Source organism: Arthrobacter silviterrae (assembly GCF_011045165.1).
In the GTDB taxonomy this organism is placed as follows: Bacteria; Actinomycetota; Actinomycetes; order Actinomycetales; family Micrococcaceae; genus Specibacter; species Specibacter silviterrae.
In genome coordinates this window covers 1-12916 of sequence record NZ_JAAKZI010000055.1, presented here as the reverse complement: position 1 = coordinate 12916, position 12916 = coordinate 1, and the positions used below count along the sequence as shown (strand labels likewise).

Here is a 12916-nt window from a genome sequence, read left to right as displayed (position 1 = left end):
GCCCACCCGCCCGCCCCGCCGCCCCGTTTAAGAGAGAATTGGCCCATGACTGACTCACCCGGCGCCCAGTGGAACCACGAGCCCACAGACTTCGAGCAAATAGGGAAGCTGCCGCGCCGCCCGGCCCCGCCGGCACAGGTCATGGGGTCCTTGAACATTACGGCCGCGGCCGCCGATCCGGGCCTGCTGGACCTGCCCTGGCACATCAGGCTGGAGGATTGGCCGCAGGCTAACCTGGCGGCCCTTCCCCGCGGCATCTCCCGGCACGTGGTGCGCTTTGCGCACCTTGACGGCTCGGTCATTGCCATCAAGGAAACCTCTGAGCACGTGGCCCGCCACGAATACCACATGCTGCGCAAGCTGGCCCGGCTGGACGTGCCCTGCGTGGAGCCCGTTGCCGTCATCACAGGCCGCACCACGGCCAACGGCGCCCCGCTGGATCCGGTGCTGGTCACCAGGCACCTGAAGTTCTCCCTGCCGTACCGTGCCCTGTTCTCCCAGAAGCTGCGCCGTGACACCCTGACCCGCCTCATCGACGCCCAGGCACTGCTGCTGGTCCGCCTCCACCTGGTGGGCTTCTATTGGGGCGACGTCTCGCTGTCCAACACGCTCTTCCGCCGCGACGCCGGCGCCTTTGCGGCCTATCTGGTGGATGCGGAAACGGGCGAGCTCTACCCGGACCTGTCCACCGGCCAGCGCGAATACGACCTTGAAATTGCCCGCGTCAACATTGCCGGGGAGCTCATGGACCTGCTTGAAGGCGGGCTCATCGAGGAGAAGGTGGACCCCGTGGCCACCAGCGAACTCATCATGGAAAGCTACCGTCGCCTGTGGGCCGAGCTCACGGAAAAGGAATCCTTCGAACTGGAGGACCGCTGGCGCGTGGGCGCCCGCATCCGCCGCCTGAACGAGCTGGGCTTCGACGTCGAGGAATACGCCATCAAGACCACCCCGGACGGCTCCACCATCCAGCTCCAGCCCAAGGTGGTCGACGCCGGCCACCACCAGCGCCGCCTGCTCCGCCTCACCGGCATTGACGCCCAGGAAAACCAGGCCCGCCGCCTGCTCAACGACATGGACTCGTTCCGGGCGGACTCCGGCACTGTGGTGGATGAGGAGATCAGTGCCCACAACTGGGTCAGCTCCATCTTTGAGCCGATTGTCCGGGCCATCCCGCGCGAGCTCGGCGGAAAGCTGGAACCGGCCGAGGTGGTCCACGAAGTGCTGGAGCACCGCTGGTATGTGTCGCAGCAGGAGGAGCGCAATGTGCCCCTCGCCGAGGCCGTGCAGTCCTACATTGACACGATCCTGCGCTACCGCCGCGACGAGGACGCCATCATGCTTTCCACCGACACGGCCACCATCAAGATGCTTGAGGGCGGCGTGCTGCCGGACAGCGACTTCGAAGACTGACGACGGCGACACGCGGGGCGCCTGGCCGGTGCCGGGCCGGTGTTGGGCCGGTGTTGGGCCCGTGCGGGGAGGCAGGCCGGACGGCTGCCGGACGGCTGACAGGGCTTACCCCCGGTGCTGGCCCCGCGTGCGCGTCATGGCGTAAATGCCCACGCCCAGCCCGGCAAGCACAGTCACGCCCAGGAGCATGACCATCCAGGTCATCAGCCCGAAGCCGTTCGAGGACGCCGCGGGGACGCTCAGCTCCGCCTTGCCGTTGGCGGCCGTGGTGTTGCCTTGGGCGCTGGCAGGAACAAACTCTGCGGGCGTCTCGGTGGAGACATAGGTGGGCCATGGCGTCTCGGAGGCCGTGGGAGCGGGCGCCGCGGTGGTCGCAGCCTCCGGTGCCGCCGTCGTCGGGCTCTTCGTTGGGACGGGGGCCGGAACGGGTGCCGGGGCTGGCAGGGGGGCCGGCTTGACCACCGGCGGAAGCGGAACCATTACGGGCGGCTTGGACGACGTCGGTGACGGGGTTGGCGACTTCAAGTGCGAGGGCACGGGCGACGGCAATGGGGGTGGTGGCGGGGTTGGCTTTTTCTTGTCGGCTTCAAAATCCAGGACCAGCCAGGGCGGGGCCAGTTGGAGGGAGACTGACGTGCCGGCCGGTGCAGCGGACGATGCGGCTGAGGCCGGCGCCGCCAAGACCACGCTGGCGCCAATTCCCAGCAGTGCAACGGTGGCGGCAGCGAGCATCCTGCGGTTGCGGCTACGCCGCGGCCGGTGAGTGATGAAGGTCATGTGTACTTTCAAAATACGTTGTTGTGCCCGGAATCGGATGCACCTCCCCCGGGAGTACAATGCCCGATCCGGCACGCTTTAGTCAAGTCTGCGGGCCGCGGGAATGCCCTTTCCAGGGTTGAGCGTGCCGCGCGGGTCAAAGAGCGCCTTGAGGTTGCGCTGGAGTTGGAGCACCTGCTCCGACTGTTCCAGAGCCAGCCAGCGCAGCTTGTACTGGCCGATACCGTGCTCGCCGGTGATGGTGCCGCCCAGCTCCAGGGCCTTGTCGATCGACTCGTCCAGGGCCGCGTTCATGGCCGCCACGCCGGCCCGGTCCGGAACGGGCACCCAAAACGTGGGGTGCAGGTTCCCGTCCCCGGCGTGTGCAATGATGCGCACCCCCACCCCGTGGCGGGCTGCCATCTCCTCCAGCGCCGTGATGTAGTGGATCAGCGCCGACCGGGGAACCGCCACGTCCTCGCCGACTGTGATTTCAGAATCCACATCCAGGCCGCGGTTGCGCCGGCGCAGGTCCACCAGCCGTGCCGCCTCCTCCGGGTCCTCCTGGCTGACCTTTCCTCCCTGGCCCTCCAAGGCAGCGGTGGCGATTTCCGCCTCCCGTGCCGCCGCCAGACTGTCGAATTGGGCCAACAGCAGCGCCGTGCCCCTGCCGGCCAGGTTGCTGCCGTTGCGGGCATCCAGTTCTTTCAGTGAGGGCCCGTCCAGGAGTTCCAGGATGCACGGCTGCAGCCGGGCCTTGCCCAGTGCCAGCACGCCGGCTGCGGCGGACTGGACGTCGGCAAAGAAGACGGCCAGGGTGCGGATGTCGGTGGGCAGATACTTCAGCCGCACCGTCGCACCCACCACAATGCCCAGCGTGCCCTCGGAACCCACGAAAAGGCTGGTGAGGTCGTAGCCGGCCACGCCCTTGAACGTCCGGTGCCCCGTGTGGATGAGGCTGCCGTCCGCCAGCACCACGTCCAGGGCCAGCACGGCATCACGCGTCACTCCATACTTGGCGCAGCGCAGCCCGCCGGCATTCGTGGCAATGTTGCCGCCGATCGTGGACACCTGGTAGCTGGCCGGGTCAGGGGCGTACATCAGCCCGTGCACGGCTGCCGCCGCGTTGAGCTCGGCGTTCACCACCCCCGGCTCCACGCGGGCAATTTCATCGTCGGGGTTGAGCTCCAGGATGTTGTCCATGCGCTCCAGACTCAGCACCAGGCAGCCTTCAGTGGCGTGGGCGCCGCCGGAGACGCCGGTGCCGGCCCCGCGTGCCACCACGGGCACGCCATGCCTGGCCGCAAGACGCACCACCGCCTGCACGTCCTCCACTGTCTCGGCCCAGACGACGGCGGCCGGCTCCCGGTAGTCCGTCACGGGCCCCTGGTCCGTGGCGTACTTCGCCAGGTCTGCTGGTGCCCTGCTGAACTGGTCCTCACGCAGGGCCGCCACCAGTTCAGCTTCAAGTTCTCGGGGCGGAATCCGGCCTGTGTCGCTCATGAAATGTTGCCCTTCTGCTGCGTCTGTCGGCTGGCTTCCAGTCTAGGAGCCCGAGACGGGGCAGATGCTCGACCCAACGCCCCGCCCCGCCCCTCCTCCCCCGACGCCCTCGCCCCTCCTCCCCCGACGCTCCATCACTTTTTACGTGTTTTTCCCCGACGCTCTATCACTTTTTACGGGTTTTTCACCGACGCTCCATCACTATTGACGGGTGTCGGGGCGTTCGCGGGGCGGGGACTGGACTCCCGGCAGTGTCCAGATATAGGCGCCGGGACCGTTCAGGTTGACGTCGCTGTAGACCAGGTACCCGCCGGTGTGGAAGACCGGCGCAGACGCCCGGACGGCCTCGCGTTCGGCGGCATCCAGGCCAAGGGACTCAAAGCTCAGCCCCTGGACGTCGGCCCGCACCGCCACCACCAGCAGCGAGGCGGAAGGCGACTCGCGCACAAAGGCCAGCACGTCGCCGTCGGCCATCAACCAGCGCAGGCCGCCGTGCTGCACGGCCGGATGTGAGTGGCGCAGGGCGGCGAGCGCTGAATAGCTGGCGCCGAGGTCGGTGACAATGCGGGCGGGCTCGTTCCAGGGCATGGGTGTGCGCGCCGACTCGCCACGGTCGCCCTCGAGGCCGAACTCGTCCCCGGCAAACACCACGGGGATGCCGGGCAGGGTCATGGACAGCGTGGCAGCCACGATAGGCCCGTCCGGCACCATGACGGTGGCGGCGCGGGCGGTGTCGTGGGTGTTCAGGGCGTTCATGGTGGCGTTGCGGACAGGCCAGCTGAAGGCGCTGGTCAGGTCCCGGTGGGTGGCGAGGACTGTTTCGGCCCCCACCTTGTTGGGGCAGGGCAGGGGAGTGCCGAAAAAGTCCACGCGGGCGTGCGGGTTGGCCAGCCACTGCCACATGGGGCGGGTGAAGTTGGAGTACGTCATGGCGCCCTGCCAGCCGAAGCCGTCCACGTCGGCGCCGGCGTCGGAGGTTTCCTCGCCGAGCAGCAGGGCGTCCGGGTTGATCTCCTGAATCCGGTGCTGGATGAGAGCCGCCACGTCCTTGTTCAGGTCCTGCGCGCCCAGCCGCCCGGCCATGTTGCCCACGTCGATCCGCCAGCCGTCGAGGTTGAACGGCGCCTTGAGCCAGTGGGCCACCACGGAGTCCTCGCCGGTGACGAACGCTTCACGCAGGCCCGGCGATGCCCAGTTCAGCTTGGGCAGCGATTTCACGCCCCACCAGCACTCGTAGTCCGAGTGGTCCGCGTTGAAGTAGTAGTAGTCGGCCTCCGGGCAGCGGGGATCCGACAGGGCCCGCTGGAACCATTCGTGCGCGTCGCCGGTGTGGTTTGCGGTCAGGTCGCCCATGACCTTCATGCCGCGGGAATGGGCGGCCTCCACCAGGTCGATGAGCGCCTGGTCCCCGCCCAGCAGCGGGTCCACGTGGGCAAACGTGGCCGCGTCATAGCGGTGGTTGGACCGGGCAGGGAAGAACGGGGTCAGGTAGAGGATGTCCACGCCCAGGCCGGCCAGGTGGTCAATCTTTTCCAGCACCCCGACAAGGTCGCCGCCGTAAAACTGCCGGGCGGCGTCTGGGCCGGTGCCCTGGACAGGGTCATCCCAGGCGCAGGCCACGGCCCAGTCCGGCACGACCCGACCGTCGGCAGCTGCGGAGCGGGCAAACCGGTCGGGGAACACCTGGTACATGACTGCGTCGCGGGACCACTGTGGTGCCGGCACCCCGGTGGTGAGGCGGAAGTCGTGGTAGTCGGAGGTGTCCCGGTCAAACAGCCCTTCGTTGTTCAGGAACCAGTACTTCGCAGGCCCGACGGCGGCCCGCCCGACTGCGGCCGGCCCGACGGCGGCGCCGCCGTCGTTCTGTCCTTCGGTTTCGATGACAAAACGGTACCGCGCCACGGGATTGGCCACCAGGATGGACGCCTCCCACCACGACCAGGCACCCGAGGCACCTGAAGCACCCGGTCCGTCCAGGCACACGGCGGCGTCGTACCGGGGCTCCGCATCCTGGACACTGCGCACCCACACCCGGGAGGCCCGGCCCCACGCCCGGGGCACCCGCAACCGCAGCCGGGAGCGTTCGCCAAGTACCGGCGTCGTGCCTTCCACATAAAGTGCGGAACCGTCGTGGTGCGGTTGCGTGCCAGCCATGTCTACCCCTTTACCCCGCCTTGAACCAAGCCACTGACAATGTACCGCTGAAGGAACAGGAACAGCGCCATGACAGGCAGGGCCGCCAGAACGGCGCCCGCGGAAAAGATGCCCCAGTTTTTGGAGCGCGTGTCCGCGACGAAGGAATAGAGCCCGACGGCGAGGGTCTGGGTGTCGGGATCGGTCAGCACCACGGAGGCGATGACAAACTCGCTCGAAATGCCGATGAACGCCAACAGCCCCACCACGGCAAGGATCGGGGTGACCAGGCGCAGGATGATGCCGAAAAAGATCTGCACATGGGAGGCGCCGTCGATCTTGGCCGCCTCGTCCAGCGACTGCGGCACGGTGTTGAAGAAGCCGTACATGAGGTAGGTGTTCACGCCCAGCGCGCCGCCCAGGTAGACCATGATCAGGCCCAGCTGGCTGCCCAGGCCCAGCCAGGGGACCACGTCGGAGATACCGCTGAGCAACAGGAAAATCGCGACGACGGCCAGCAGCTGCGGGAACATCTGCAGCAGGAGCAGGGACAGCAGGCCCACGCGGCGGCCCTTGAAGCGCATGCGGGAGAACGCGTAGGCGGCCATGGCACCGAGGAAAACGGTGGCCGCCGAGGTCACCACCCCGATCACCAGGGTGTTGATGAACCAGCGGCCAAAGGGGCGGGACGGATCGTTGAAAAGGTTGACGAAGTTGCCCACGTCAATCCGGGTGAACAGCCCGCTGCTGCCGGCCAGGGTGCCGTTCGAATTCAGGGCTGCGGAGAGGACGTAGAGCAGGGGGAAGACGGCGAAGGCGGCCACCGCCACGCCCACTGCATGGCGCCAGCCCTTGTCCTTGAGCCAGGCGCCGAAGCTGCGCCGCTTGCGTGCCGGGCTGGCCGTTTCCACGGCCCGGGCGGTGAGTGTTGAGGTGCTCATGAATTTACTTCCTCAAGTGCCTTGGTCTGTTTGAAGCTGATGGCGGACACCGTGGCGACGATGACGAAGATGACGATCGCCAGGGCGCTGGCCAGGCCGTAGTCGCGGCCGGTCCCCTGCCCGAACGCCACCTTGTACACCAGCGTGATCAGGATGTCCGTGGAACCGATGTCGCGCGTGGTGTCGGTGAAGCGCGGGCCGCCTCCCGTCAGCATGTAGATGACATTGAAGTTGTTGAAGTTGAATGCGAAGGAGGCAATCAGCAGCGGTGCGATCGAGACCAGCAGCAGCGGCAGCTTGATGGAGCGGAACACCCGCCACGCCCCGGCCCCGTCCATGCGGGCCGCCTCATCCAGTTCCGTCGGCAGCGACTGCAGCGCCCCCGTGCACACCAGGAACATGTAGGGGAAGCCGAGCCACAGGTTCACCACCAGCACGCTGACCTTGGCCAGCACGGGGTCCGTCAGCCAGCCAATTTCGGCCCCGCCCAGCAGCGTCTGGTTGAGCCAGCCAAACTGCGGGTTGAGGATGCCGGACCACACCAGGCCGGACAGGAATGCCGGGAACGCGTACGGGAGGATCATCAGGATCCGGTACACCTTCTTCCCGCGCAGGTCCTCCCGGTTGAAGGTGACCGCCAGGAACAGGCCCAGCCCGAAGGTCAGGATCACGGACGCTATGGCGAAGGTGAAGGTCCAGGCGATGACGCCCAGCAGCGGGGCGCGCAGGTTGGGATCCGTGAACGCCCGGACAAAGTTGTCAAAGCCCACGTTGATTTTCCAGCCAGTTGCCAGCGTCTGGCCGGACTTGTCGGCAAAGGCGCCGTGGCCGTTGTCCGTATAGGTGGCCCCCGTGGCAGCGTCGGTGAACGTGTCGCTTGCCGCGTCGTAGCCCAGTGACGGCTTGAAGGCGTACGCCGTGGTGCCGTCGGCCGTGCGCAGGCTGCCCTGGGCAGGGTCGCTGGAGACGGGCACGGAAATCTTCAGGATCTCGGTCTGGTTGGCCAGGATCTGCGAAAAGTTCAGGGTGTCATAGCCGGGCAGTGCCACGGCCTTGCCGCTGCCGTCCAGGGTCTCGCCGACAACCGGCGTGAGCGGCTTGGCCGCCGAGCCGATGGACACGGCGCCGTCGGGGCCCGTGAAGAGCAGGTAAAAGTCGCTGTTCTTTTTTAGCACGGTCGTCTTATATGCGGGCGAGTCGGGCACCCGCTTTTGGGCGGTCAACTGGATCGCCGAGATGGCGTCCGCCTTGGTGCTGTTGTGTCCATCGCCGTAGTTCGTGAAGGCAATGTAGCCGCTGTACAGCACCACAAACACCTGGAACACCACCAGGAAAACCACCCCGGGGGCGAGGTATTTCGCCGGCAGGCCGCCCTTGCGCAGGTAAATCCAGTTGATGGCCAGCGTCACCAGGGCGGCAACCACCAGCACCGGCCATTGCGCGCTGATGAACAGCATCATCATCACGTACACGGCAAAGGCGTCCACCAGGCCCAGCAGCACCACCTTGGCCAGGGTGCCCTTGAGCGAGTCCATGCCAAACGTTTTTCCCAGGAACGACGGCGGCCGGCCTCCCCGTTGCTGTCGGCTGGCGGACCGGGGCGCCTGGTCGGCGTCGGGCCTGGTTTCTGAAACTTGCGTCACGGGTGTGTCCTCTAAGGTTTTTCAGCTGGTCAGGAGTGCGGGGTGCGGTGGGGCGATTGTGCCGCCCCACCGCACCCGCCGGCGCGGCGTGGAGACTAGGCGCCGATCTTTGACTTGATGGCGGCGGCCATTTTGGCCCACTCGGCGGCGGGGTCGCCCTTGCCCTTGATCAGGGCCAGTTCCGTGGATCCCCAGTCGTTCCAGACGGCGTCCATTTCGGGGATGGCCGGCATCGGGACCCCGTTTTGGCCAATCTTGCCGAACGCGGCAACAATCGGATCCGATGAGGCCTTGTCGAAGGAGGCCTTCAGCGCGGGCGGTCGGCCACCCGCCTTGAACATGGAATCCTGGGCTGCCTCGGTGGTCAGGTAGTTGGTCACGAATTCAGTTGTGGCCAGTGCATTGACGCTCTTTGCGCTGATGAAGAAGCCGTTGATGCCCACGAACGGCTGGGCCGGCTTGTCGCCCGCGGTCGGCAGCGCATCCACGGCCAGCTTGAGGCCGGCCTTCTGCAGGTCCGGCACATTCCACGGGCCGGTGAGGTAGTACGGGCTCTTGCCGTTCTTGAATTCCTCTTTGGCGATGTCGCCGGTGATGTTGGAGTTGAGCACCTTGGAGCCCGTGTCGCCCCATTCCACCAGCTTCTTCGCAAATGCCACGCCGGCGGCGTCGCCGAGGACCAGGTTCTTGGGGTCGTAACCGCCGTCGGCCGTCAGGCCAAACACAGCCGAGCCCATGGAGGTCTGCAGCGGGTACAGGTGGTACGGGTCGCCCTGCTTGGGGTCCAGGCCCACCAGGAAGGCGTATTTTGCCTTTCCGGCATCCACCACACCCTTGCCGGCGGCCACCACCTCGTCGAAGGTGGCGGCGGCCGCGGGCAGCAGAGCAGTGTTGCGGAGCAATGCAATGTTCTCCACGGAATATGGCACGCCGTAGTTGGAACCCTTGTAGCTCATGGCCTTCAGGGCAGTGGCGGAGAACCCCGCGGCCTTGTCCCCCAGCTCCACGGGGGCAATGACGCCGTTCTGGACAAACTTGCCTACCCAGTCGTGCGGACCAACGATCAGGTCCGGGCCCTTGCCGGTGGGAACCTGTGTGATGAAGTCATCGCGCACGGCGGAGAAGTCCTTGACCACCAGCTTGACTTCAATGCCAGTGTCGACCTTGAACTTAGCCGTGATGTCCTTGAGCGCCGGTGCGCGTTCCGCGTCAACCCACATCGTGATGGTGGTGGCGCCGGCCGCTGCCAGGTCCTTCGCCGTGGCCGTGGCACCGCTTCCCGGCTTGGAACCACCGCCGCACGCACTGAGCGCAACGGCCGTCACGGCCGAAAATGCGCCGAGGGTGAATACCCGGCGGCTGACGGGCATGGCACTTGTGTTTGGCAACTTCATTGGTGTCCTTTCGTGCGCCCGGCGCCCCTGGCGGGAGCCGTTCCGGGCTAATGACTTGTGGGTGTCGAACCTCACAAAGTGTAAGCGCTTCCAAACATACCTGATAGCGCTTCCAAACAGAAGTGCCACTTCTGCAATTTTTTGAAGTACCCTGTCACTATCTGCCATTAATGCAGGAATCTAAGCAATGAGAACGTTTACATTCGTATCGAAAATCGCCTAGTCTGGTGACCATGCAATCCACCCATCTGGCTTCCACTGTTCCGCCATCCCTGCCATCGGCCACCGCTACGGTGGGAGCGCTTGCTTTGATGCCGGCCCCTACCCCGGCCCCCTCCCCGGCCGGAACCCGGAGCGATCACTGGTCCACCTCGGCTGTGGTTTACCAGGTTTATCCGCGCTCCTTCCGCGACCTGGACGGGGACGGGATGGGCGATTTGGCCGGCATCACCGCGGAGCTGGTGCAGCTGGCGGAACTGGGTGTCGACGCGGTGTGGCTTTCCCCGTTCTACAGCTCCCCTCAGCGCGACGGCGGCTATGACGTTTCCGACTACTGCCAGGTGGATCCCCTCTTCGGCACCCTTGACGATTTTGACCAGCTGGTGGGCCGGGCCACGCAGCTGAAGCTGCGCATCATCATTGACCTGGTCCCGAACCATTGTTCCAGCGACCATTCGCTGTTCCAGTTGGCCCTGGCGGCGGCCCCGGGAAGCCCCGCCCGGGACATGTTCATCTTCCGCGACGGCCGGGGGGAAGGCGGCGCGCTCCCGCCCAACAACTGGCAGTCACACTTCGGCGGGCCGGCCTGGACCCGCACCGCGGATGCAAGCGGCGCGCCCGGCCAGTGGTACCTCCACCTCTTTGACTCCACCCAGCCCGACTTCAACTGGGACAACCCGCTGGTCCACCAGGAATTTGAGCGGATCCTGCGTTTCTGGCTTGATCGCGGCGTTGACGGGTTCCGGGTCGACGTGGCCCACGCCCTCGTCAAGGCCCCCGGCCTGCCGGACTGGGGCGGGACGGCGTGGGGCGGCAGCATTGACGGATTCCCCGGCCACGAGGCGCCCATGTTCGGCCAGCCCGCGCTCCACGACATCTACCGACGGTGGCGCGGCATCCTGGCCGAATACGGGCCCGAGAAAATCCTGTGCGCCGAGGCCAATGTGGATCCCCTGGACCGCATGGCGCGCTGGGTCGCGCCCGGCCAAATGCATCACGCCTTCAATTTCCCGTACCTCAATGCACCGTTTTCCGCCCTCGCCCTGAGGAGCGTCGTCGACGCCTCACTGGCCGCGTTTGGCGCCGTGGGTGCCACCAGCACCTGGGTGCTCTCCAACCACGACGTCGTCCGGCACGCCACGCGGTTTGCTTACGAAGGTGCCGGGCCCCGCCAGGGCGACGGCATCGGGGCCGGGGACGAGCAGCCCAACGTAGAGGCGGGGCGCCAGCGGGCGGCAGCGGCGTCACTGTTCATGTTGGGGCTCCCGGGCGCCGCCTACCTCTACCAGGGTGAGGAGCTGGGCCTGCCGGACCACACCACACTGCCGGACGCCAGCCGGCAGGACCCGACATTCGCGCGGACTGAAGGAGCACGACTTGGCCGGGACGGCTGCCGCGTTCCCCTGCCATGGCGTGAAGCCGGGGCGTCCTTCGGCTTCAGCGACGGGGTGCCGGCCGCAGGCGTGCCGTGGCTGCCCCAGCCGGAGGCATGGGGGCGCCTGGCCCGTGACGTCCAGTCCGCGGACCCGGATTCCCACCTGGCCATCTACCGCAGCGCGTTGGGCATCCGCCGTCGCCGGGAACTCGGCACCGGGACCCTGACGTGGGTTGACGAGCACTGTTCTGACACGACCGTGGGCTTTCTCAACGGCAGCACGCTGGTGCTCCTCAATGCCGGGCCCTCGCCGATTGAGTTGCCTGACGGCTCTATCCTGCAGCGCTCGCGCCCACGGCAGGCCGGTTCCCGTCAACTAGAATCAGGGGAGACCATCTGGCTGGCAGCATGACCGAAAGACGCAGGGGACGCACCGTGACAGGCATCAAGGAGGTGGCCGAGCTTTCGGGCTTGTCCACGGCCACCGTATCCCGGGCCCTGGGCGGCAGGGGCAGCGTTTCGGCCAAGAGTCGCAAGCTCGCACAGGATGCGGCCGCCCAATTGGGTTTCGTGCCCTCCTACGCAGCATCCAGCCTGGCCTCCGGGCGCCATCACAACATCGGCGTGGTGGTCCCGGCCGTCAATCGCTGGTTTTTCGCTTCAGTGGTGGATGGCGCCTCCTCAGAACTTATCGAGGCCGGCTACGACCTCACCCTCTACACCACCAGCCAAAACGAAAGTCACCGGGCCACTGTCCTCACCGATTTCCTGTTGCGGAAAAGGCTTGACGCCGTCATTGCCGTTTCCTTGGAGCTCGCCGAAGCGGAGATCAGCCAGCTCATGGCCATCCACCGTCCCGTGCTGGGCATTGGCGGGCCGCTGCCGGGGGCCGACAGCATCTTTATTGACGACTTCCAGCTTGCGCGAAAGGCCACCGAACATCTGATTGGCCTGGGGCATCGCCGCATTGCCCACGTCAGCGCAGGACATGAATATGAGGCGGACTTCAAGCTGCCGGGGACACGGCGCAATGGCTATGAAATGGCCATGCAGGCCGCCAATCTACCTATCTCCGCGGAATGGGTGCAAACCTCCGACTTTACTGTCCAAGGCGCCTACGCCACCGCCCGGCAGTTGCTGGGCAGTGGACCTCTGCGTCCCACAGCCATCTTCGCGGCCTCGGACGAAATGGCCATCGGAACCATTCTGGCTGCCCGGGACTTTGGCTTGCGCGTGCCGGACGAGCTGTCGGTGATAGGCATTGACGGACACGAGCTCGGCAACGTATTTGGCCTGACCAGTTTTGACCAGGACCCCCGCGGCCAGGGCGCATTGGCCGCCCGAAAGATCCTGGGCCGCCTGGAGCAACCGTTGCAGCTGCAGGAATCCGGCCATGTGCCGGTCGCTGAGGAATACCCCACACGGCTTGTGGTGCGCACCAGCACTGCGGTCCCGCCCGTCGACTGAATCCTGCGCCTCAGGTTGGCCGCCTTGGGGGGCGGCCGTTGTGGTGTGCCTGGTGTTTGGTGGGTTAAATGT

Annotated in this window: 9 protein-coding genes; 3 read left to right on the top strand and 6 right to left on the bottom strand. The window is 66.4% G+C overall.

Going from position 1 to position 12916, the window contains the following annotated elements; genetic code table 11:
- Nucleotides 1-45 precede the first annotated feature (45 nt).
- Nucleotides 46-1413: a DUF4032 domain-containing protein gene (locus G6N77_RS18870; protein WP_165183713.1), complete on the top strand. Its 1368-nt coding sequence runs from the start codon at nucleotides 46-48 to the stop codon at nucleotides 1411-1413.
- A 105-nt stretch (nucleotides 1414-1518) separates the two neighbouring features.
- Here G6N77_RS18870 and G6N77_RS18865 read toward each other — a convergent pair whose 3' ends face one another.
- The 6 genes from G6N77_RS18865 to G6N77_RS18840 form a co-directional block, all read right to left on the bottom strand.
- Nucleotides 1519-2190, bottom strand: a complete 672-nt coding sequence (locus G6N77_RS18865) for a hypothetical protein (RefSeq protein ID WP_165183712.1) — start codon at nucleotides 2188-2190, stop codon at nucleotides 1519-1521.
- 78 nt (nucleotides 2191-2268) lie between these two features.
- Complete coding sequence (locus G6N77_RS18860; RefSeq protein ID WP_165183711.1) at nucleotides 2269-3672, bottom strand: FAD-binding oxidoreductase; 1404 nt, start codon at nucleotides 3670-3672, stop codon at nucleotides 2269-2271.
- 201 nt (nucleotides 3673-3873) lie between these two features.
- Nucleotides 3874-5826, bottom strand: coding sequence for a glycoside hydrolase family 13 protein (locus G6N77_RS18855; RefSeq protein WP_165183710.1), 1953 nt, complete (start codon nucleotides 5824-5826; stop codon nucleotides 3874-3876).
- Nucleotides 5827-5828: 2 nt separating this feature from the next.
- On the bottom strand, nucleotides 5829-6746 hold the full coding sequence (locus tag G6N77_RS18850; protein ID WP_165183709.1) for a sugar ABC transporter permease: 918 nt from the start codon (nucleotides 6744-6746) through the stop codon (nucleotides 5829-5831).
- The gene (locus G6N77_RS18845; protein WP_370875233.1) at nucleotides 6743-8389 is read right to left on the bottom strand and encodes an ABC transporter permease subunit; all 1647 of its coding nucleotides are present in this window, start codon (nucleotides 8387-8389) and stop codon (nucleotides 6743-6745) included. The genes G6N77_RS18850 and G6N77_RS18845 overlap by 4 nt, the downstream gene beginning before the upstream one ends.
- 95 nt (nucleotides 8390-8484) lie before the next feature.
- On the bottom strand, nucleotides 8485-9783 hold the full coding sequence (locus G6N77_RS18840; RefSeq protein ID WP_165183708.1) for a sugar ABC transporter substrate-binding protein: 1299 nt from the start codon (nucleotides 9781-9783) through the stop codon (nucleotides 8485-8487).
- 311 nt (nucleotides 9784-10094) lie between these two features.
- Between G6N77_RS18840 and G6N77_RS18835 the strand changes: the two genes are divergently transcribed.
- A complete protein-coding gene (locus tag G6N77_RS18835) occupies nucleotides 10095-11789 on the top strand; it encodes a glycoside hydrolase family 13 protein (RefSeq protein WP_205678432.1) in 1695 nt (564 codons plus the stop codon).
- A gap of 23 nt (nucleotides 11790-11812) precedes the next feature.
- Entirely contained in the window at nucleotides 11813-12844 is a 1032-nt protein-coding gene (locus tag G6N77_RS18830; RefSeq protein WP_165183714.1) for a LacI family DNA-binding transcriptional regulator, read from the top strand.
- The last annotated feature ends 72 nt before the right edge of the window (nucleotides 12845-12916 follow it).